Source organism: Ensifer sp. LBL, from assembly GCF_050435225.1.
Lineage (GTDB): Bacteria > Pseudomonadota > Alphaproteobacteria > Rhizobiales > Rhizobiaceae > Ensifer.
The window spans coordinates 144,216-164,146 of sequence record NZ_JBNDJY010000005.1; the positions used below are offsets into that span (position 1 = coordinate 144,216).

At 62.5% G+C, this 19,931-nt stretch carries 21 protein-coding genes; 5 read left to right on the top strand and 16 right to left on the bottom strand.

The features are described from left to right. Positions 1–52 precede the first annotated feature (52 nt). The 4 genes from OKW20_RS20660 to OKW20_RS20675 all read right to left on the bottom strand — a co-directional run bounded on the left by OKW20_RS20660 (position 53) and on the right by OKW20_RS20675 (position 3,980). Complete coding sequence (locus OKW20_RS20660) at positions 53–1,078, bottom strand: BMP family ABC transporter substrate-binding protein (RefSeq protein WP_429175788.1); 1,026 nt, start codon at positions 1,076–1,078, stop codon at positions 53–55. 113 nt (positions 1,079–1,191) lie between these two features. Further along, entirely contained in the window at positions 1,192–1,512 is a 321-nt protein-coding gene (locus OKW20_RS20665; RefSeq protein ID WP_043612319.1) for an NIPSNAP family protein, read from the bottom strand. A gap of 11 nt (positions 1,513–1,523) precedes the next feature. Continuing rightward, positions 1,524–3,149 (bottom strand): GMC family oxidoreductase, encoded by a 1,626-nt coding sequence (locus OKW20_RS20670; RefSeq protein ID WP_429174789.1) that lies wholly within the window; start codon positions 3,147–3,149, stop codon positions 1,524–1,526. 3 nt (positions 3,150–3,152) lie between these two features. Next, positions 3,153–3,980 carry a uracil-DNA glycosylase gene (locus tag OKW20_RS20675; RefSeq protein WP_429175790.1) on the bottom strand — a complete coding sequence of 276 codons (828 nt, stop codon included), beginning with the start codon at positions 3,978–3,980 and terminating at the stop codon, positions 3,153–3,155. A 253-nt stretch (positions 3,981–4,233) separates the two neighbouring features. Here OKW20_RS20675 and OKW20_RS20680 point away from each other — a divergent pair, with 253 nt between their 5' ends. After that, complete coding sequence (locus OKW20_RS20680) at positions 4,234–4,866, top strand: TetR family transcriptional regulator C-terminal domain-containing protein (protein WP_043612313.1); 633 nt, start codon at positions 4,234–4,236, stop codon at positions 4,864–4,866. 135 nt (positions 4,867–5,001) lie between these two features. Beyond that, positions 5,002–5,340: a ferredoxin gene (fdxA, locus tag OKW20_RS20685; protein WP_429174791.1), complete on the top strand. Its 339-nt coding sequence runs from the start codon at positions 5,002–5,004 to the stop codon at positions 5,338–5,340. A gap of 58 nt (positions 5,341–5,398) precedes the next feature. Here fdxA and OKW20_RS20690 read toward each other — a convergent pair whose 3' ends face one another. The 8 genes from OKW20_RS20690 to OKW20_RS20725 form a co-directional block, all read right to left on the bottom strand. Further along, the gene (locus tag OKW20_RS20690; protein WP_429174793.1) at positions 5,399–6,664 is read right to left on the bottom strand and encodes an amidohydrolase family protein; all 1,266 of its coding nucleotides are present in this window, start codon (positions 6,662–6,664) and stop codon (positions 5,399–5,401) included. Positions 6,665–6,792: 128 nt separating this feature from the next. Continuing rightward, a complete protein-coding gene (locus OKW20_RS20695; RefSeq protein ID WP_429174795.1) occupies positions 6,793–7,716 on the bottom strand; it encodes a LysR family transcriptional regulator in 924 nt (307 codons plus the stop codon). Positions 7,717–7,759: 43 nt separating this feature from the next. Beyond that, positions 7,760–8,533 (bottom strand): enoyl-CoA hydratase-related protein, encoded by a 774-nt coding sequence (locus OKW20_RS20700; RefSeq protein WP_205239965.1) that lies wholly within the window; start codon positions 8,531–8,533, stop codon positions 7,760–7,762. Beyond that, positions 8,530–9,687, bottom strand: coding sequence for a CaiB/BaiF CoA transferase family protein (locus OKW20_RS20705; RefSeq protein ID WP_429174797.1), 1,158 nt, complete (start codon positions 9,685–9,687; stop codon positions 8,530–8,532). Before OKW20_RS20705 ends, OKW20_RS20700 begins: the two co-directional genes overlap by 4 nt. Then, complete coding sequence (locus OKW20_RS20710; RefSeq protein ID WP_402324455.1) at positions 9,684–11,039, bottom strand: FAD-dependent oxidoreductase; 1,356 nt, start codon at positions 11,037–11,039, stop codon at positions 9,684–9,686. Before OKW20_RS20710 ends, OKW20_RS20705 begins: the two co-directional genes overlap by 4 nt. A gap of 112 nt (positions 11,040–11,151) precedes the next feature. Beyond that, complete coding sequence (locus tag OKW20_RS20715; protein ID WP_429174798.1) at positions 11,152–11,988, bottom strand: ABC transporter permease; 837 nt, start codon at positions 11,986–11,988, stop codon at positions 11,152–11,154. Further along, positions 11,988–12,791 (bottom strand): ABC transporter ATP-binding protein, encoded by an 804-nt coding sequence (locus OKW20_RS20720; RefSeq protein WP_429174800.1) that lies wholly within the window; start codon positions 12,789–12,791, stop codon positions 11,988–11,990. The genes OKW20_RS20715 and OKW20_RS20720 overlap by 1 nt, the downstream gene beginning before the upstream one ends. 4 nt (positions 12,792–12,795) lie before the next feature. Continuing rightward, complete coding sequence (locus OKW20_RS20725; protein ID WP_429174802.1) at positions 12,796–13,830, bottom strand: ABC transporter substrate-binding protein; 1,035 nt, start codon at positions 13,828–13,830, stop codon at positions 12,796–12,798. A 220-nt stretch (positions 13,831–14,050) separates the two neighbouring features. Here OKW20_RS20725 and OKW20_RS20730 point away from each other — a divergent pair, with 220 nt between their 5' ends. Then, the gene (locus tag OKW20_RS20730; protein ID WP_429174803.1) at positions 14,051–15,484 is read left to right on the top strand and encodes an aldehyde dehydrogenase family protein; all 1,434 of its coding nucleotides are present in this window, start codon (positions 14,051–14,053) and stop codon (positions 15,482–15,484) included. Positions 15,485–15,616: 132 nt separating this feature from the next. On the opposite strand, the gene OKW20_RS20735 is transcribed toward OKW20_RS20730, so the two are convergent. The 4 genes from OKW20_RS20735 to OKW20_RS20750 all read right to left on the bottom strand — a co-directional run bounded on the left by OKW20_RS20735 (position 15,617) and on the right by OKW20_RS20750 (position 18,326). Then, positions 15,617–15,766 carry a hypothetical protein gene (locus tag OKW20_RS20735; protein WP_156133975.1) on the bottom strand — a complete coding sequence of 50 codons (150 nt, stop codon included), beginning with the start codon at positions 15,764–15,766 and terminating at the stop codon, positions 15,617–15,619. Between the two features lie 127 nt (positions 15,767–15,893). Then, positions 15,894–16,820, bottom strand: coding sequence for a dihydrodipicolinate synthase family protein (locus OKW20_RS20740; protein WP_429174804.1), 927 nt, complete (start codon positions 16,818–16,820; stop codon positions 15,894–15,896). Continuing rightward, a complete protein-coding gene (locus OKW20_RS20745) occupies positions 16,817–17,524 on the bottom strand; it encodes a ribonuclease activity regulator RraA (RefSeq protein ID WP_429174806.1) in 708 nt (235 codons plus the stop codon). Before OKW20_RS20745 ends, OKW20_RS20740 begins: the two co-directional genes overlap by 4 nt. 16 nt (positions 17,525–17,540) lie before the next feature. Continuing rightward, positions 17,541–18,326, bottom strand: a complete 786-nt coding sequence (locus OKW20_RS20750) for an SDR family oxidoreductase (RefSeq protein WP_043612600.1) — start codon at positions 18,324–18,326, stop codon at positions 17,541–17,543. 91 nt (positions 18,327–18,417) lie between these two features. Between OKW20_RS20750 and OKW20_RS20755 the strand changes: the two genes are divergently transcribed. Beyond that, complete coding sequence (locus tag OKW20_RS20755) at positions 18,418–19,275, top strand: LysR family transcriptional regulator (protein WP_043612601.1); 858 nt, start codon at positions 18,418–18,420, stop codon at positions 19,273–19,275. Between the two features lie 331 nt (positions 19,276–19,606). After that, on the top strand, positions 19,607–19,909 hold the full coding sequence (locus tag OKW20_RS20760; RefSeq protein WP_043612603.1) for a putative quinol monooxygenase: 303 nt from the start codon (positions 19,607–19,609) through the stop codon (positions 19,907–19,909). Positions 19,910–19,931: the final 22 nt, after the last annotated feature.

Genomic DNA, 19,931 nt, shown 5'->3' on the forward strand with positions numbered 1-19,931 from the left:
TTACCGACGTCTTTCGAACGATCGGCCTGGCTCGGCAGCCAGCACCGGGAGATCAAAGGGTGGTGTTGAAAGGCACCTTGATGGATCCATCGAGGATGCCGGCACGAACCTTGTCGACCTCTACCAGCGCTTCCTTCGCCCTGGCGTTCAGGTCCGCCGGCCCCTGCTCGGCAAAGACCGGCGAGAGAATGAAATCGATGACGCCCGTGCCGAGACCCGTATGTTCGTGCGCACCACCCTTCCATTCGGGCCCGACCGCCTTGCCGGTTTCGTTGTAGAGCGAAACGCCGAAGTCGAGGCTGACGATCGAGATCAGCGATTTCGGGCCGAGCTCATACTGTCCCGGCGCAAGGCAGCTCACCATGCGGCCTTCCTTCTCGTTCGCCGCAGCAATGATGCCGCCATCGGTGGCCGCCGCGTCGGTCTGAATGTAGTCGATGCCGTCATTGTACATTTGGGTCGCGATTTCCTGGCCCTTTGCCGGGTCCTGGAACGAGCCTGCGAAGGCGGCGATAACCGTGGCATCCGGTCGAACGGAATGCACGCCGGCCTTGAACGCGTTGAAGTCTGCGTTGAGCGGAGGGATGGAAACCCCGCCGATGAAGCCGGTCTTGCCGGTCGACGTCATCTTGGCCGCAAAGACGCCCGAGAGATAGCAGCCAAGATAATAGTCGTAGGAGACGGTCACCACATTCGGGATTGCCGGCTCGAAGGGATCGGCGAACAGCTGGATCCACTTGGTATTCGGGTAGGAAGGTGCGAGCGTCTTGAAGGGCTCGGCCACTTCGTTGAAGGTCGAGACGATGATCGCCGCGCCGGCGTCGCCGAGCGTGCGGTAGACCGTCTCATAGGTTGCAGGGTCCTGCGCGTAGATGGCGCGGTACTCAAAACCCTTTTCTTCCGAAAGCTGCTTGAGCTTGGCGATCATCTGGTCCACCGGACCATTGTCGCCTGCGGCCTGCGTGTGCACCAGGGCGACCAGCCCTCCGGACGCGCGGGCGAACTCCGGGACGATGGTCGCCGCAAAGGCCAGCGCCGCGGCACCCGCGCTCGCCTGCAGGAATATCCGGCGATGCATCATGTGCTGTGCGCCATTTCCAGTCTTGTCCGTCATGATTGTTCCCTCTTTTTGTCTTGTCGTTTCTCATGCGCATGCCAGGGCGCAGGCAATGCCCTGCGCCGCTTCCCGCCTCAAAGGGGCGGGGAATAGGGGGCCGGGTTCATGATCATCACCTCCTGCTTCTGGATTGCGTCCAGCGCCCAGACTTCGGAGATGAACTTCTGCCAGTCCGGGTCGGCATACATGGCCGTCCGGCGCGCTTCTCGGTCCGCGAGACTGTCGTAGGCCCACATCAAAACCGTGGTGTGGAGCGTGCCCAGTTCCGACACATAGAGACCAACGAACTTGTTCAGATGGCGCTTCTGCACAGGCAAGCCGTCCGCCTCGTACTTCTTCATCCACTTGTCGACCGTGCCGGGCTTGAAGGTGTAGGTGCGGTGTTCCAGGATCATCAGGTTACTCCCTATGCGTTCAGGATGAATTCGGCGCATTTCTCGCCGATCATGATGGCTGGCGCGTTGGTGTTGCCGCTTGAGATTACGGGCATGATCGAAGCGTCCGCGACCCGCAGCCCCTCGATGCCGCGCACCTTGAGCCGCGCGTCCACCACAGCCATGCGGTCGTTGCCCATCTTGGCGGTCCCGACCGGATGAAACGTCGTCATCGCGGTCGCCCGCAGCCAGCGGGTCAAAGTGGCATCGTCAAGCGCTTCCGGCCCCGGAGCCAGCTCCTTGCCGCGATAGCGGTCGAAAGCCTTCTGGCCGACGATGTCGCGGGTCAGCCGGATGGCATCGATCATCGTGCGCACGTCGAAATCGTCGCGGAGGTAATTGGCCTGGATTTTCGGCTTGTCCGTCGCGTTCGCCGAGCGCAGCGTGATCTCGCCGCGGCTCACCGGATTGACGGGGCCGACGCGGATCGTGAACCCGTGGTTGGCTTCCACCGCCTGCTTCTTTCGGAACGGATTGGGGAAGTGCAGATTGGCTGTCTTTTCCAGCGCCGGCATGAAATGCAGCTGAATGTCGGGCGCAATCAGGCCATCGTTCGAACGGATGAAGGCACCCGCCTCATAAGGGAACGTCGTGGTGACGCCCTCGCCGAACAACATGCCCTGGGCAACAGCGGGGATGAGCTTGTCCGCCCGCAGGTCGCTGAACAGCGTGATCGGCTCGCGGCATTCCCAGCTCATGACGCAGTCGACATGGTCCTGGAGGTTCTTGCCGACGCCCGGCAGGTCCAGCACCGGCGCGATGCCAAGCGCCCGAAGCTCGTCCGCCGGCCCGATGCCGGACAGAAGCAACGCCTTTGGCGAATTGACCACGCCTGAAGAGAGGATCACCTCCCGCGCCGCCCGGGCGCGTCCCAGGACGCCGTCCTTCAGATACTCGACGCCACACGCCCGGTCGCCTTCGATAACCAAACGCGTGAGTTCCGCCCCCGTCAGCACAGTGAGGTTCTTACGGCCCAGCGCCGGGCGCAGGAACGCCCACGAAGTGGACCACCGTTTTCCCTTGCGGATGGTGAAGTCGTAGCGGCCAAAGCCTTCTTGCGTCTCTCCGTTGAAGTCGTCGTTGGCCGGGTAACCCGCCTGGATGCCCGCCTCGCAGAACACGTCCATCAGCGGATTGTTGCCGCGTGCCCGGCAGACGGTGAGCTCTCCGTCGCCGCTGTGGAAAGCGTCCTTGCGCTCGACATGGGTCTCGGAACGTCGGAATGCCGGAAGCACCTCGTCATAGGACCAGCCGGGTAGCCCGAGCTGCGACCAACGATCGTAATCATGGCGATTGCCGCGCACGTAGATCATGCCGTTGATGGTGGACGTCCCGCCCAGCACCTTGCCCCGGGGCCAATAGAGCGAGCGGCCATTGAGATGGGGCTCCGGCTCCGTGTGATAATGCCAGTTGTAGATGCCCGAATGGAACAGCTTGCCCATCAGCATCGGCAACCGGAACAAGGGGTTGCGATCCTTGCCGCCAGCCTCGATCAAAAGCACGCGGTTTGTCGGATCCTTCGACAGGCGGTTGGCGAGCACACAACCGGCCGAGCCCGCACCAACGATGATGAAATCATACTCCGGGTTACGCGCCATGGGTCACCATGCGATGGGCCGGTCGCCCATCGCCTCCAGATGAGAATTGCTGAGAAGGAAAGGATTTTCCCGGCCGAGCACCTTGTCGGCAAAGGCGGGATGCTCGCGCTGGATATAGGCGACATGATCCTTGCGCCCCTCGGCAACGCCGGCTTCTGCAAGGATGTCAGCGGCCGCGCCACCGAAGCCGAGGAAGACGATTGGCTTACCGCGCGCCAAAAGCGTTTCGACCACGCGCAGCATCAACGGCCGCCAGAAGGCAAGGTGACCGCGCGACTGGTGCGGATCGATATCGACGCGAAAGCGAGAAAGCGTCAGCGACGCATTGAGCAGGAGCACCCCCTCCTTGACCCAACGATCTGCGATCCGGTTCGGCGGCTCGAACGACCCTGCGGGATCGCAAAGCAGATGCCGCACATCCGGCCACCGGCTGAAATCGCGCGCGAGATCCTCGTCGCCCAGCCGCGCAGCCGCGATCAGCTGCATATAGGCGCGGATGCTCTTTGAGAACATCTTGTCCAGCTCGCCCCACGCCGCCAGGTTGCCCGCCTCGAACGCCCGCCCCGTTGCAAAACCCGGCTCGGGATAAGGATCTTGCCCAAGCACGAGGCAGCGCACGCCATCGGGTGCAATGCCGTCAAACGCCGCGAGCGCATGTGCGCCCCGTGGCTGGCCGGGAAAAACCCGGCCGCGGCGCACCGGGAAGATCGGTTCCCACGGTTCGAGATCAAGGTCCGCATCGATGCGGGAGAAATCGTCGCCGACGGCGCCGAGCGCATCGCGCCAAACAGGCGGAAGGTCGTCCTCCCAGCCCGCAAACGTTTCCGCCATTGCCTCCCTCAAGCGCATCGGCATCACGGCTCCTCTTCCGTTCGTTGAAGGTAAGACTAGACAAAAGCTGACCAAAGTGTCAACTTTCAAAAAGATAAAAAATGACGACTCGGTCAAGTTTTTCTGACCATACCGTCAGCTTTCCGGCGAAGGTCGATACGCTTGCTTTTCGCTGGAAAACGCGGCAATTGCAAAAGCAGTCCCGCCACCACGCAAGATTGCCTGGTGCGAAGCGAGATGGAGGCGAAACCATATGGCAAGGGCAGTACGAGATCCCGAAGAGCGCATCCGCGAACGCAACATGCGGCTCATCATCAAGGCCGGGATCGAAATCTTCGCCCGCAAGGGCTTCGACGGCACGCGCATCGCCGAGATTGCCGAGGCTTCGGGGCTGCCCAAGGCAAATGTCTACTACTACTTCTCGTCCAAGGAGGAGATCTATACCGCCATTATCGCGCATCTCATCGCCAGCTGGGACGATGCGTTGAAATACATCTCGCCCGAACGGGAGCCGGCCGAAGCCTTCAAGCTCTACATCAAGGCGAAACTCGAATACACGCGCAAGAACATGGCCGAATCCCGGCTCTTTGCCAGCGAGATCATTCAGGGCGCGCGCTTCCTGTCCCGGAAGGATCGCGAGCATATCCGCCAGGTCACGGATGCCCATGTCGCCGTCGTCGAGGGCTGGATCGCCGCCGGCAAGATGCTGCCGGTCGATCCGCGCCATCTTTTCATCATGCTCTGGGCGTCGACGCAGTTTTACTCGGACTTCGAACCTGTCGCCGTCGATGCGCTCAGAAAGCCCCGCTTGAAAGCCGACGATTATGAAAAGGCGGCCGCCACGATCACCGAGACGATCCTGAGAGGCATTCTCCGGCAGCCCTGAGCCGGACCGGCAAGCACCTTACGCAAGCCCTGTCCGTTGCCTTTTCGGCAATCGACATTGCGAATATCTGCGCTTCTTCGGCAAAGGAAACTCTGAATAATTGGCCGCGCAAGCAACGCTTCAGAGATCCGCAAGATGGCCTATGTCATTACCGAACCCTGCATCGACATAAAGGATGGCGACTGCACCGCCGCCTGTCCGGTGGACTGCATCTACGAGGGTGGCCGCACCTTCTACATCCACCCGGATGAGTGCATCAATTGTGGCCTCTGTCTTTCGATCTGTCCCGTCGATGCCATTGTCTGGGATCAGGAGATACCCGACAGCCAGCGCCATTTCATCGCTGTGAACAAGGAGTTCTTCGGGTCCGACGTCACGGGGATGGGGTCGCCCGGCGGCTGGAGCAAGGAGTGCTCCACGACGCAGGACCATCCGTTCGTTGCCGCCTTCGAGAAGGCAACGGCCATCGCTTAGCAAGTTCGCCCCTTACAGGAGAGACCAGCGGGCGACGCCTACCGCCTTGTCGGCGCGCTCACCAGCCGGCGTAATAGGCCCTTGTTGCCGCGGCCAGCTTGGTCACGCGTCCGCGTTCGGCGGTCAGCCGCGGCAGGTCAGCGCGCGCCTGCTGCAGGAGTTCGGCGCGGGCGGCCTCGAAATCGACCCGGGTCAACAGTCCATCGCACATGATCTCCTGTCCGCCGACATAGAGCGCCTTTGCATGCGCGGCCGTCATCCGCGTGAGCAGCACCTCCGCTTCATCCAGGTCGTTCATCAGGCTGTCGGCAATCAGCGCAGCATAATCCACGAGGACCAGGTCTTCGTTTGCCGGCGCATTCACCACCTTGGCGCCGACATGGATCGCGGCGTCGAAGACACGTCCCGGCGTAAAGGCTCGCGTCAAGTCGCGGCCGCCATGCAAAAGATGGGCAAGGCGCAATTCGCGCCAGAGATCCTGGTCGTCGTCAAAGCCCGTTCCGTCGAGGCCGAACGCGAAGGCGGGACCGCTTGCCGGAAGCGTGGCGACCGGTGCCACGCCTGACCGCAGGCGCAAGTTCGCCGACGGGTTCGAAACGAGCTGTACGCCGCGCGCAGCCAGCAGTTCCAGCTCGTCCGGTCTGAGCTGGACGCCGTGGGCGACGGCAAGGCGGGGCGAGAGGAAACCGATCTCGTCGAGATATCGGACGACCCCTTGCGGGAAGCGTCGATCCAACCATTGCCTCTGCCTCGGGCTTTCGAGCAGATGCATGTGAATGCGCCGGCCGGTTGCGTGAGAAGCCTCGGCGATCGCTTCGAGCAGTGCATTGGAACACCATTGCGGCCCGATCGGACCATACTGCACATCGATCAACGGACTTGTATTGGCCGCGGCGACCGCGTCGGCTGCCGAGATCTGCACTGATGGCGACGCATATTTCGGGATCGAGGCGCTGAGATCGTCCCAGTCTGCCGGAGCGAGATGCGGCCGCAATCGCTCAGGCCCGCCGTCATAGGCCCACGGATCGTAGTCGAGAAGCGGGCAGGAAAGCGCAAGCCTTATGCCGACCTCGCTCGCCGCCCGCATGACCGCGCTTGCTTCGTCGACGAGACGGTCGATGTTCAGAGAATTATGGCAATGCATGGTCGCACCGACGCCCGTTTGCGCCAACCTCGAGAAGGCCACCAGCGCTTCCAGATAGGGGTCGGTTCGCGGTCGGAGCCGCAGTCCCGGGATCCACACTTCCAGGGCATCGTCGACATTGCCAAAATCAAGTGTGCGGATGCCATAGCCATGGTCATGGGCATTGACGGGCGGCGGCATCAACAGAGCATCGGCCGGGATCACCGTCCATGAGGCACCCTTAGGCAAATGGTCCAAGAGATTTGGCGCGCGCCCTGCAGCCTCGTGGCCAGGTCGCAGGAGAAGCCGCCCGGGAACGGGTGCTGCACTCACGGCTGAATCGCCTCCATGATCTGGTCGCTGAACTTCTGCAGTTCTGCGCCAACGAATTCGATAACGGCCTCGGCCGCGTGCGTGCGCTGCCGACGTCGCTGCACCAGAATCCCGATATGCAGGTTCTGAAGACGCGAGCCGGAAAGCGGTATGGCGACGAGATCGCCCGACCTGATCTCGGCAAGGAATCCGATCGGCGTGAAGAACGCCACGCCCTGACCGGACAGGATGAATGGCTTGAGCATCATCTGGCTGTTCGAGAGAACAAAGGGCCGCCCGGTCCGCTCAAAGACCGAGAGTTCGATTTCGATGAGCGAGCGGATCGGTTGCGTGTCGAGCTGCAGGAGAAGGTCGTACTGGGCGCATTCGGCAAGCGAGACCTGCCGCTGTTTGGCCAGCGGGTGTTCCCGACCAACGAAAGCCATCAGCGGCATCGGCACGCGAAAGAGCATCTCGGTATCGTCAGGCCGGGCGAGATCGAAGGTCATGCCCATATCGACATCGCCTTCGGCGACCAGGCTGCTGATATTGCCGTGACCGGCGGTATGGATGTGGAAGCTCACGCCGGGGTGGATGCTGTGGAACGCGTTGACCATGTCCGGCAGGAACTGGATGGCCAGGCTGTCGAGACAGGACATTTGCACGCGACCGGTCTTTTTCCCCTGCAGGGCGCCGAGGTCGCTGCGCAGCAGTTCGAAATTTTCCAGCGTCACCCTGGCGTGGCGCAACACGTTTTCTCCGGCGACTGTCAGCCGCAAGCCATTCGAGAGCCGCTCGAAGAGCGCTATCCCAAGCTCGTCCTCCAGTTTCTTGATCTGCCGGCTGACCGCCGAGGACGCGACATGAAGCTCCTCGGAGGCCTTGCGAATGGACCCGGATCGCGCGACCGAGACGAAGTATTTCAGGATGCTGGCGTGCATTCGATTGGACCCCTCCTCCCCTGGGCCCCGACCTATAACACGCTCATCGTCCCCTCCAAACGGGCGCGCGCTTCTCCTGAAAAGCGCTGACGCCTTCCATCGCGTCCTCGCTGTTCAGCGCCTTGACGAGCGCGGGCGTGCGCAGCCCCTGGGCCTCGGCCGGAGACAGATGCCCAGTGCGATTGACCGTCTGCTTGATGGCGCGCAGCGAGAGCGGCGCACAGGCGACGATCTCCTTCACCCAGCGGGCAACGGCCGCGTCGAGCGCACCCGGTTCGACCAGTTCGTTGACGATGCCGAAGGCATGCATCTCGGCTGCCGAGAACCGGCGGCCGGTCAACAGCACACCCATGGCAAGATTGTGCGGGATCCGGCGCTGGAGAAGCACCATGCCGCCATCGAGCGGCAGGCGCCCGACGCGGGCCTCGGGCAGGCCGAACGCCGCCTCGGTCGAGGCGATGACGATATCGCAGCCGAGCACCATTTCGAACCCGCCACCGAGTGCGTAGCCATTGACCCTGGCGATGACGGGCACGTCGAGCGAGCGGCGAAACGCCAGTCCTCCGAAGCCGTTCGGGCGGCTTTCGGTCCAGTATTCAAGACCGGTCTTTTCGGCCCCCTTCAGATCAGCCCCGGCGCAAAATGCCCGCTCGCCGGCGCCCGTCAGCACGACGCAACTGATGTCGTCGCGCGCTTCGATCTCTTGCCAGATCGCCTCCAGTTCGCGTTCGGTTGCAGCATCGACCGCATTCATCCGTTCCGGGCGATTCAGCGTGACGCTGGCGACGCGATCCTCTACGACGAATGTGACGCTCATGCCGCATCTCCCTGACGCACGGAAAGCCCTGAGAGGATCTCGTCATTGTGCTCGCCGAGCTTCGGCGGAGCGATGCGCACTGTCACGGTCGCCGCCGACATGTCGATCGGCGAGCCGACCAGCCGGATCGGCCCGGCCTTCGTTTCGCCGGCCTCGAGGATCATCCGGTTGATCGTCGTCTGCTCGTCGTCAAGGGCTTCGGGAAGCGAGCGCACCGGTGCGCAAAGAATGTCCACCTGCTCCAGCCGGCCGAGCCAATGGGCGCTGCTGTTCTTTGCAAACGCCTCGCGGAAGATCTTCTGCAATTCCGGGCGGCGCTGCATCTGCGCATCGAAGTCGGCAAACTGCGACTGCAGGGACAGGTCCTCGATCTCGAGCGCATTGCAGATGTCGCGCAGCGGGTTCTGCTTGAAAGCGCCGACCATGACGATGGCGCCGTCGGTGGTCTCGAACACGCCGGTCAGCGGGAAGGCGCCCCAGTTCAGGTCCTTCTCCCGCATCATGTGCGTGGTGCCCTCCTGCATCTGCATGGCGAGCATGGAGCTGTAGAGGCTGACCGCCACCTGCTGGCCGTGCCCGGTCCTTTCCCGATGCAGCAAGGCGAGTAGGATGCCTTGCACCAGGTGCATGCCGGCCGAGTAGTCGGCAAGCGGCGTCGCGTAGATCGACAGCGGATGGCTCGCGTCGGACTTGCGCCGCATGACGCCCGAAAGCGCCTGCGCCAGGATGTCCTGCCCGCCCTTGTGCCGGTAGGGACCCTCAAGGCCAAATCCTGTCCCGACAGCGTAGATCAGTCGCGGGTTGGTCCGCTTGAGTTCTTCGTAGCCGAAACCCATGCGCTCCATCACGTCAGGACGGAAATTGTTGACGACCACGTCGGCCGTGTCGATCAGCGCGCGGACGGCCGCCCGTGCCTCGTCCTGCTTGAGGTCGAGCGCGAGGCTCTTCTTGTTGCGGTTGAGCGAGGAGAAAACCGGATTGTTGAGGCCATCCGGGTCGGAGCCCAGCGACCAGCGCGAGAGGTCGCCGATCTTGGCCTTTTCGACCTTGATGACCTCGGCGCCGTAGTCGGCCAGCATCTGCGTGCAGCACGGGCCAAGCATGACCTGGGTGAAATCGACGACGCGGATACCGTCGAGGGGAAGAGACGTCATTCTGCGGCCTCCAGATAGGTTGCGTTTTCGGATGGTACGTCGCCGGGATCGGCACCCTGCGCCCGCAGCTGCTTCTGGATCGCCTTGACATCGGCGTCTCGCACCTTGACGCCGGCATTGAGCGCGACGGTGGCGGCAACACCCGCCGCCTCGCCCATCGCCATGCAGGGCGGGATCTCGCGGCTCGACTTCTGCGCCTGAATGGTCGCGGAATAATGCCGGCCTGCGACGATCAACTGATCGACTTCCTTGGGCAGCATGGCCCTATAGGGCGTGTAGTAGTCGCGGCCACGGCACACCGTGTCGGTGAAGTGCTGGCGGTTCATCACGTCGTCCTTGGTGACGACATATTCGCCCTGGAGCAGCCGTGACTGGCGCACGCCCGTCTGCGGCGCGAAATCGATCACATGGGCATTTTCGAAGCCCGGCAGGTTGGCGCGGGCGAAGTCGAGCAGGCGGGCGATGCGGCCACGGCCCTCGAGTTCCGCATAGGTCAGATCTTCGACACGGAGGCCGGAGAGCTTCGGCATGTGCGGGCAGTTGAGCCAGATGACGCCCGGCAGCGGGGTTTTCAGCCACCAGAACGACCAGCAACCACCGATCAGACGCTTGGCCTCGTGATCGATCGCCTTGAACTTTTCCGGCTCCTCGAATTCGAAGCGCTCGGCAGCTTCAGTGTCGATGCCGCCCCAGCGGGAAACCGTCGTCAGGATGAAATTGCCGTCCGTATGCTGGGCGCCGGCATCGGCGGCAACGTCGAGGTCGCCCGAGGCGTCGATGACGACGTCGCCCATGATGGCCTCGCGGCCGGATTTCGTCTGGCAGACCACACCCTTGATCGTACCGTTCTCGACGATCGCCGAGGAGAACCAGCTGTGCGTCCTGAGCTTCACGCCGGATTCGCGAAGAATGTCATAGGAGACGCGCTTGAAGGCGTCCGGATCGAAGGCGGCCGCATAGCAGATCGGGTGCGGCGCAGACGGCGTGTGGAAATCGAACAGGCCCCAGCGCGCCCATTTTTGCCAGGCCTCCGGCGTATCGCGAATATCGAGCTGGCGGTCGCCATCGGTCGGCGTGACGCAAAGCCCAAGCGTCTTCATCCGTTCGATCATTTCCATGCAGATGCCACGCACGGTGATTTCGACGCCGTTGACCATGTCGTCGAGCACCAGAACCATGCCGCCTGCGGCGAGACCGCCGACATAGGGGTAGCGTTCGAGAAGCGTCACGCTGGCCCCGGTGCGCGCCGCCGATACGGCGGCCGAGATCCCGGCGGGCCCGCCGCCGACGACGACGACGTCCGAGCGGTCGACGATCCGGGCATTGCGCAGGGGTTCTCTGATTGTTTCCATAGTCGTTTCCTCCATAGGGGAAGTGTCCGGCGAAATGTGAGGAGCTCACAGCCAGTGACTTCGTCGTTGACCGGACCCGGGTATCCAGGTCCGGCAGCAAAGGGTTTGGGGGTCAGTGGTCCGTCGTCGGTTTCCAGCGGACGATCTTCGATTCCGCGTAGGAGACGGCGAAGAAGAGAACCACGGCAAGCGAGGCCGCGATCACCACCGTCGCATAGAGCAGCGGCGAACGGAAATTGTAGGTCGCCTCGATGATGAGCGCGCCGAGACCGTAGCTCGAGCCGATCCATTCGGCGACGATGGCGCCCATCACGCTGCTGGTTGCCGCAATCTTCAGCGCCGCGAACAGGAAAGGCAGCGAGCCCGGCAGGCGAACCTTCCAGAAAATCTCGGAATTGCTGGCAGACAGGATGCGCATCAGATCGAGCATTGCGGGGCTCGCCGACTTCAGTCCCTGCACCATGTTGACCAGCGTCGGGAAGAAGCAGATCAGGCCGGCGATGATGATCTTCGGCGCAATGCCGTTGCCGACGAGCAGCACCAGGATCGGCGCAAGCGCGATGATCGGGATCGACTTGACGATGACGGCGATCGGATAGAAGGCGCGTTCCGCGAGCGGGCTATAGACGAACCAGACCGCCAGGAGGACGGCAATGACATTGCCGAAGATGAAGCCGAGAACGGCTTCCATGAGCGTCGGCCAGAAGTTCGTCCAGAGCACGCCGGCGTTTTCGCCGAAGGCCTTGATGACGTCGACCGGCCCGGGCGCCATGAAGGTCGGCACGGAAAAACCCCAGACGACGAGTTGCCACAAAAGGATGCAGCCAAGGATCGCGAGTGTCGCCGGCAGATGCCGCAGGATCGAAGCGGCAAGGCCATCCAGGATCCGGAACCGGTTGCCGTCGGTCAAAGCGCGGCCTTCCGCCGGTGAAGGAAGGGCATTGGCCATCAGCATTCTCCCAAAAGTTTGCGCAGGTGGGCGGTCACCTGGATGAACTCGACCGTGTCGCGCATCGCGAGAGATCGCGGATAGGGCAAGTCAACCTTCATGAATTCCTTGACGCGGCCGGGATGGGCGGCGAGCATCAGCACATGTTGACCGAGAAAGACCGCCTCGGGGATCGAATGGGTGACGAAGAGGATCGTCGTGCCGGTTTCCTGCCAGAGGCGCAGCAGCTCCTCGTTCAGCTTGTCGCGCGTGATCTCGTCGAGCGCGCCGAAAGGCTCGTCCATCAGCAGGATACGCGGACGGGTGACGAGGGCCCGGGCGATCGCCACGCGCTGGCGCTGGCCACCCGACAACTCGTGCGGCATCGACTTCTCGCGCCCCTTCAAGCCCACCAGGGCCAGGAGCTCTTCCGGATCGGCATAGGTTGCGCCCGCTTCACGTTTGCCCACGAGCAGGGGGAGACGCACGTTGTCGATCACATTGCGCCACGGCAGCAGCGTTGCTTCCTGGAAGACGAAAGCGAAATCGCGTCCCTCTCGCGCCTTGCGCGGCGTCTGGCCATGCACCGACACCGAACCGTCGGTGATGTGCACGAGATCCGCGACCGTACGCAGCAAGGTCGACTTGCCGCAGCCGGATGGGCCGAGCATGGTCACGAGCGAGCCGGCCGGTATCTCGACCGAGACATCCGAGAGTGCAGTGAAGCCTGAATCATCCGCGCCAAAGCGAATGTGAAGGTTCTTCACCAACACGGCGGCGTTGCCGACCGAAGCCTGGCCAGGTCTGATGAGCGTTTCCAGCATCGCCTTATCCTACGCTTTTGCGGACATCGGCGGTCGCATCCAGGATCGCCATTGTGTAGACGTCGTCGACATTGGGAACCGGACCTGTGAACTGGCCGAGGTCCGCATAGGTCTTGATCTGCTCCGCCCAGTTTGCCTGGTCCATGCCACCCCAGCCCTCGCTCGCGGTGGTTTCGTTGAACACGAACTTCATCAGCGGCCCGATGGCCTCCAGTTCGCTCGCCTTGTCGAGGTTGGGGTAGGATTCGAGCAGGATGTCGACGGCCTCTTCCTGATGGTCGCGGGCATAACCCCAACCGCGGGCCGAACCGGATACGAAAGCTGCGAGCTGGTCCGCGTGATTTTGCAGCTGGTCGTCGGTGGTATAGTAGACGTTCGCATAGAGCCGGATACCGCCATCCCAGAGCGTCAGATCGACCCTGTCATCCCCGAGCACCTTCAGCGCGTTGACGTTCGTCAACCATCCGCAGACCGCATCGGCCTGGCCAGTCACCAGCTGGTTCATGTCCGAGCCCATGTTGACGATCTTGACCTGGTCTTCCGAGATCCCGTTCTTGGCGAGCAGCGCGCGCAGAAGGATGACCGAGGTCGGGATCGCGGCGATCGTCTTGCCGATCATGTCCTGAGGCTTGGCGATCGGATTTGCCTTGCGGGAGAAATAGGCGAAGGGATGTTTCTGGTAGCCGGCGGCGAATGCTTTGATCGGCGCGCCGGCCGAACGCGCCAGCATGACGGACGGGCTGGAGGAAATCTGGCCGATGGTCGACTGGCCAACGGCAACGCCCGCAACGCCATCGACATTCGGTCCGCCGGGCACGATTTCGAGCTCAATGTTCTGTTCGGCGTAGTAGCCCTTCTTGCGGGCCACGAGCTCTCCGAGAAGCCCGTTCGACGGCAGCCAACCGAGCTGCATGCGGATGGTGGCGGAATCGGCCGCAAGGCCGGGTGAAACATTGATGAGGCTATGGGTGGCGGCAATCGCGCCCATCGCGGCCGCACTCGAAAGGAAACCTCGGCGGTTCATCATTAAACGAGACATATCGTTCCCCTTGCTTGTTATGGGAGCGATGATGATGGAATTTGGCATCTCATAAAGCACAATTTTTAGCGGTTGGTATTGCCGATACGGCAACGCTCGGGCCGACCTTCAGGTTTGCCGTTTCGGCAATGGCGGGGTCGAAAGATTGTTCTTTCTGCCGGCCCCATCGCGTCCGATAAGCGGAGACATAGTCAAAGTGTGAGCGCCGCGGAGGATAGATATGGTGCAGAAAAACATGATCGATGGGGAATGGATCGCCGGTAGCGAAGCGTTCCGCAACATCAACCCGTCCAACACCAACGACGTGGTCGGCGAATATGCCCGTGCGTCAGCGGACGATGCACGTGCGGCGATTGCCGCTGCGAAGGCGGCCTTTCCCGCCTGGTCGCGCTCCGGCATCCTCGAGCGCCATGCGATCCTGAGGAAGACCGCCGACGAGATCCTTGCCCGCAAGGACGAACTCGGAAAGCTCTTGTCGCGCGAGGAAGGCAAGACATTGGCCGAAGGCATCGGCGAGACGGTGCGCGCCGGCCAGATCTTCGACTTCTTCGCCGGAGAGTGCCTGCGGTTGGCGGGCGAAGTGCTGCCGTCGGCGCGTCCAAACATTGGTGTCGAGATCACCCGCGAGCCGGTCGGCGTCGTCGGCATCATCACGCCCTGGAACTTCCCGATCGCCATTCCTGCCTGGAAGATCGCGCCGGCGCTTTGTTACGGCAACACCGTCGTCTTCAAGCCGGCCGAGCTGGTTCCCGGCAGCGCTCACGCGATCATCGACATTCTTCATCGCGCCGGCCTGCCGAAGGGCGTCTTGAACCTCGTCATGGGCAAGGGCTCGGTCGTCGGTCAGGCGATGCTCGACAGCCCGGACATTCACGCCATCACCTTCACCGGCTCGACCGGCACGGGCAAACGCGTGGCGATGGCGTCCGTCGAGCACAATCGCAAATACCAGCTGGAAATGGGCGGCAAGAACCCCTTCGTGGTGCTTGACGACGCCGATCTCAGTGTGGCGGTCGAGGCTGCGGTCAATTCCGCCTTCTTCTCCACCGGTCAGCGCTGCACGGCGTCGTCGCGCCTCATCGTCACCGAGGGCATTCACGATCGCTTCGTCGCGGCGATGGGCGATCGCATGAAGGGGCTTGTTATCGACGATGCCTTGAAGGCCGGCACCCAGATCGGTCCGGTGGTCGACCAGAGCCAGCTCAACCAGGATACCGACTATATCGCCATCGGCCGCCAGGAGGGCGCCAAGCTCGCCTTCGGCGGCGAACTGCTGAAGCGCGACACCCCCGGCTTCTACCTGCAGCCGGCGCTGTTCACCGAAGCCACGAACCAGATGCGCATCTCGCGCGAAGAGATCTTCGGCCCGGTCGCATCGGTCATTCGCGTCAAGGACTACGACGAGGCGCTCACCGTCGCCAACGACACGCCCTTCGGCCTGTCGTCGGGCATCGCCACCACGAGCCTCAAGCATGCGACCAATTTCAAGCGCAATGCGGAAGCCGGCATGGTGATGGTCAACCTGCCGACGGCGGGCGTCGACTTCCATGTGCCGTTTGGCGGTCGCAAGGGCTCGTCGCAAGGATCGCGCGAGCAGGGACGCTACGCCGCCGAATTCTACACAACCGTCAAGACGGCCTACACGCTGGCGTAAGTCTCGGGCAAAGCCCTGCCACCCATCAAGCGACTGGCTTGTTGGGTGGCAGGGCTGTTTCGCTTGTTGAAAGAGATGCGCGAGGAAAGCAGCCAAGGCCGCCAGCTTAAGGCGCGCGAGCGCGGCTTTCTCTCAAAGAGCGGGATAGAGAGATCGCGAGGAGACCACGTACTGGATCGTCGCAAGCAAGATGGCGACCGCAACGATCACACTGATCCGCAGCGTTCGTTCAAGGAAATCTTCCTGGCCCTGCATCGTCAATCCTCGTTCTTCAACCGCCATGTTCGACGATCGCCAAGACCGAAATCCCGTCCTCATGGCCCTCGGCTCAGGATGGTGGAGGATGGCCCCCTCTACGCCCGTCCGCGGCCTTTGATCGGCGGTGGACGGGCTTGGGACAGGCGGGTAATTAAAGGGCAGCGCGCTTGTCGTGTCGCGCGACACGGGCAAGCAGGTAATCCACTTCTGCCCGCGCGGCCGACGTGAGCATCTGTGCCGGCTTGCGCTGCGCGTCGGTGGCGATGACGCCGCGACGCTTCAAAACGTGCTTGCGAATGGCAAGGCCGATCCCGAGCTGCTGCTCGTAACGGATCAGAGGCAGGTGCGCGTCGAAGAGATCGTGTGCTTCATCCCTCTTTCCGGCCGCAGAAAGCTCCATCAGTTCGGTAAGCATGTCCGGAAAGCCATAGCCGGTCATGGCTCCATCGGCACCGCGCTCCGGCTCGAAGTCGAGGAACAGGCCGCCGTTGCCGCAGAGGATGGAAAACTCGCGAAGGTCGCCCGCCTTCTGCATGGCGCGCAACTTCGAAATTTTCTCAAGACCGGGCCAGTCCTCGTGCTTCAGCATGAGGCAGGACGGGTGGTTGGTGATGATCTTCGCGATGACGCTTGGTGTCATGACGACCGTGAGGGTCAGCGGGTAATCCTGCAGAACCCACGGCACATCTTCGCCGACCGCTTCCACCGCTCCGGCGAAATAGTTGACGATCTGATCATCCGTGCGCAGCGCGGGTGGCGGAGCGATCATGACGCCGGCAGCCCCCATCTCCATCGAGTCACGCGCCAGCGAGCGCATGCTGGCAAAGCCTGGAGCGGAGACCCCGACGATCACTGGAATCTTCGACCGGGAGACAACGCGCTTGACGATGGCTCGGCTTTCCTCCGGCTCGAGCTTCGGGGCCTCCCCCATGATCCCAAGGATCGTGACACCGGTGCAACCGCTCTCTTCATAAAAGTCCGTCAACTTGTCGATCGAGTTGAAGTCGATCGAGCCGTCCTCGAAAAACGGTGTCGTCGCAATGGCGTAGACGCCCTTGGATTGCGTGCTGAACGTCATTTCTGCTTTTCCTTCCAGGCCTCGTAGCGGGCCTTCGTTTCAGCGTTCATCGGGTAAAGACCGGGAAGCGGTACGCCCCGATCCACTTCGCTCATGATCCAGCCTTCTATGCGTTCCTGTTCGGGTGCCTCAGCGAGCACCTCTTCGAGGAGCGCGGCCGGGATAAGGACTGCGCCGTCGTCGTCGACCACGACAACATCATCAGGCAGAACGGCAACGCCGCCGCAATTGATCGGCTCCTGCCATCCAACGAAGGTCAGGCCTGCAACGGAAGGCGGTGCTGCGATGCCATTGCACCACACCTTCATGCCGCTCGCCAGCACCCCCTCGCCGTCCCGCATCACGCCATCGGTGACGAGGCCGGCAACTTTGCGTTTCGCCATCCGGGCGCACAGGATGTCACCGAAGATGCCGGCGTCACTGACGCCCACCGCATCCGCGACGGCGATGCAGCCCTCCGGCATCGCTTCGATCGCCGCCCGGGTGGAGATTGGCGACGCCCAGCTTGCAGGCGTAGCGAGGTCCTCTCGGGCAGGAATGAAGCGCAGCGTAAATGCCTTGCCAACAATCCGTCCCTGGCCGGGCCTCAGCGGCTTCGTGCCGCGCATCCAGATGTTGCGAAGCCCCTTTTTGAGGAGAACCGTCGTGAGCGTCGCAGTGGAGACGCTCTTCAGGGTTTCAACGACGTGAGGCTCAAGTGTCATGGGAGACCCATCGAAATCAAATGCTGTTGATCAGGCCGCCATCGACACGGATGACTGAGCCGGTGATGTAGGAGGCGCGGGGGCTCGCAAGGAAAGTGACGGTGTCGCCATATTCCTTCGGATCGCCGTAGCGGCCGACCGGGATCGACCCGGTGCTTTCAGCCGTGACATCGGCAACAGGCCGGTTCTCGCGCTTGGCTTTCTGCTCGTCCAGAAAGACGATCCGGCCGGTGGCGATGCGCCCCGGCAGCACGATGTTTGCGGTGATGCCGTCGCGGCCGACCTCTCGCGCCAGGGTCTTCGACCAGCCGACCAAGGCCAGGCGCAGGCTGTTCGATATGCCGAGATTTGCAATCGGCGCGACGACGCCGGAAGACGTGGAGGTAATGATGCGGCCCCATTTGCGCTCGCGCATGCCCGGAAGCACCGCATCGGTGACCGCAATCACCGAGCGAACCATGAGATCGAAATATTTCGACCAATCGTCGGGCGACTGCCCGGCGGCGGGCGTCGGTGGCGGCCCGCCGGTGTTGTTGACAAGGATGTCGACCGGCCCGAACGCAGCCTTGATGGCATCGAGCTTCTGACCGATCAGGGAAAGGTCGCCGATATCCCAAACGAGCGGAATGGCCTTGCCGCCAGTCTCCTTGATTGCTTGCGCGGTCGCCTTGGCGCTTTCCTCGTGGATATCGGCCACGACGACGGAAACGCCTTCGGCCGCAAGCGACCTGGCGATCGCGCCACCAAGTCCACCACCGGCGCCGAATACGAGCGCCGTCTTGCCATTCAACTGAAGATCCAACTCTTCCTCCTGTGTTTGCCCGCACTATGACAAGGCGAAAACGGAAGAAAAACCTTCCTTTTTGTTCCTTCAGACGATAGAAAAACTAACGATGGAAACGCGCTTTCTCGAAACCTTTCTGGCAGTGGTCCAACATGGCTCTCTCGCCGAGGCGTCGCGCCGCATGGGCGTCACGCCCGCGGCGGTCGCGCAACGCATCCAGGCGCTGGAAGACGAGATCGGACTGCCTCTTCTTGCGCGGTCTGGCAGGCGGGTGAAGCCAACCGAAGCGGGCGTCGCAATCCTGGAAAAGAGCCGGCGCGTTCTGGCCGAAGTCAGGCAGCTGAAGGGCCTGGCGCGCGACGACCAGGCATTCGGAGAACTCCGGCTGGGCGCCATCTCGACGGTCCTGACCGGCTTGCTTCCGAACGCCTTGCGGCGGGTCTTCGACAGGATGCCGGGCGTCGACATCTTCCTGCTGCCGGGTACGTCGGCCGAACTCTATAACAGTGTCGCAGAGGAGAGGATCGATGCGGCGATCCTTGTCAAACCGCCCTTCCCCATCCCCAAGACGCTCAGTTGGGACCTCATCCGGTCGGAACAGTTCGTTCTCCTGGCCCCGCCGGACCTTGCAGACATTCCCGTCGATCGCCTGCTTCGCGAGCAGCCATTCATTCGTTACGACAGAAGCAACTGGGGCGGCCGACTGGCCGATACCTACCTGCAAACCCAGCATATTCTTCCGCGTGAGTGGCTGGAGCTCGATTCACTGGAAGCCATATCGATGATGGTTGAAGCTGGGCTCGGGGTATCGCTGATGCCCGACTGGCGCTCGCCGCTCTTCGACAACCTGCGCGTTGCCCGTCTGCCGCTACCGAACGCGCCAAACCGTGAGATCGGCTTGCTCCGGCCGCGCAACGTGCCGTCCGGCCGACTGATCCAGACCGTCCTTGACGCCATTCGATCATAGAAAAGCGCGGGTCGCGTCGGCGATTGCCTGGAGGGTCGGCTTGGGCACTGGCCGACGGCCCGAACTGGTACGAACACACCGAGCCAAGATTATTCGGCAATTCCGAAATAACATTTCTGTTCGTCACGGATTATCGGAACAGACCGCAAGGTACTATCGTCACTCGTAGTCGATCGGGGCTCTTTGACGAGGACGTGCCCTGATCGGCCCGAAGCATTTCAACCCGTTTGCACCAACCATCCGCAGAACCACGGACAAGGTCGTTCGCGCGCCCGTGGGAAGGCTTCGGCTGGATGATCGCCAAGACAACCGCCCGACGAAAGGAGCCGTCATGACCAAAGAAAAGGTAATCTCCATCGCGATCTTGAAGGCCAAGCCGCACCAGCGCGACGCTCTCCGGCAAGGCCTGCTCGGCCTCATCGCCCCAACGCGGGCAGAACCCGGCAACCTCGACTATGTCTTGTTCGAGCTGCGCGATGAGCCAGGAACCTTTTACATGCGCGAGGCTTTCGCCGACCAGGCTGCGCTCGACGCACATTTCGCGACACCCCATTTTCAAGCCTTCGCCGCCGAAATCGATGCTCTCCTTGAAGAACCGCTGCGCCTGATTTTCTTGGATCAGGTCTCCACCTGAGGCGCGGTGACGATCTCGAACG

Coding starts and splice junctions, on each gene's coding strand:
- OKW20_RS20735 (WP_156133975.1), bottom strand. CDS start 15,766: ATGGCGGTTGAAGAACGAGGATTGACGATGCAGGGCCAGGAAGATTTC.
- fdxA (WP_429174791.1), top strand. CDS start 5,002: ATGGCCTATGTCATTACCGAACCCTGCATCGACATAAAGGATGGCGAC.
- OKW20_RS20740 (WP_429174804.1), bottom strand. CDS start 16,820: ATGACGTTCAGCACGCAATCCAAGGGCGTCTACGCCATTGCGACGACA.
- OKW20_RS20725 (WP_429174802.1), bottom strand. CDS start 13,830: ATGTCTCGTTTAATGATGAACCGCCGAGGTTTCCTTTCGAGTGCGGCC.
- OKW20_RS20675 (WP_429175790.1), bottom strand. CDS start 3,980: ATGGCGGAAACGTTTGCGGGCTGGGAGGACGACCTTCCGCCTGTTTGG.
- OKW20_RS20715 (WP_429174798.1), bottom strand. CDS start 11,988: ATGGCCAATGCCCTTCCTTCACCGGCGGAAGGCCGCGCTTTGACCGAC.
- OKW20_RS20695 (WP_429174795.1), bottom strand. CDS start 7,716: ATGCACGCCAGCATCCTGAAATACTTCGTCTCGGTCGCGCGATCCGGG.
- OKW20_RS20660 (WP_429175788.1), bottom strand. CDS start 1,078: ATGCATCGCCGGATATTCCTGCAGGCGAGCGCGGGTGCCGCGGCGCTG.
- OKW20_RS20680 (WP_043612313.1), top strand. CDS start 4,234: ATGGCAAGGGCAGTACGAGATCCCGAAGAGCGCATCCGCGAACGCAAC.
- OKW20_RS20745 (WP_429174806.1), bottom strand. CDS start 17,524: ATGACACTTGAGCCTCACGTCGTTGAAACCCTGAAGAGCGTCTCCACT.
- OKW20_RS20710 (WP_402324455.1), bottom strand. CDS start 11,039: ATGGAAACAATCAGAGAACCCCTGCGCAATGCCCGGATCGTCGACCGC.
- OKW20_RS20720 (WP_429174800.1), bottom strand. CDS start 12,791: ATGCTGGAAACGCTCATCAGACCTGGCCAGGCTTCGGTCGGCAACGCC.
- OKW20_RS20730 (WP_429174803.1), top strand. CDS start 14,051: ATGGTGCAGAAAAACATGATCGATGGGGAATGGATCGCCGGTAGCGAA.
- OKW20_RS20700 (WP_205239965.1), bottom strand. CDS start 8,533: ATGAGCGTCACATTCGTCGTAGAGGATCGCGTCGCCAGCGTCACGCTG.
- OKW20_RS20670 (WP_429174789.1), bottom strand. CDS start 3,149: ATGGCGCGTAACCCGGAGTATGATTTCATCATCGTTGGTGCGGGCTCG.
- OKW20_RS20665 (WP_043612319.1), bottom strand. CDS start 1,512: ATGATCCTGGAACACCGCACCTACACCTTCAAGCCCGGCACGGTCGAC.
- OKW20_RS20705 (WP_429174797.1), bottom strand. CDS start 9,687: ATGACGTCTCTTCCCCTCGACGGTATCCGCGTCGTCGATTTCACCCAG.
- OKW20_RS20690 (WP_429174793.1), bottom strand. CDS start 6,664: ATGCCGCCGCCCGTCAATGCCCATGACCATGGCTATGGCATCCGCACA.
- OKW20_RS20760 (WP_043612603.1), top strand. CDS start 19,607: ATGACCAAAGAAAAGGTAATCTCCATCGCGATCTTGAAGGCCAAGCCG.
- OKW20_RS20755 (WP_043612601.1), top strand. CDS start 18,418: ATGGAAACGCGCTTTCTCGAAACCTTTCTGGCAGTGGTCCAACATGGC.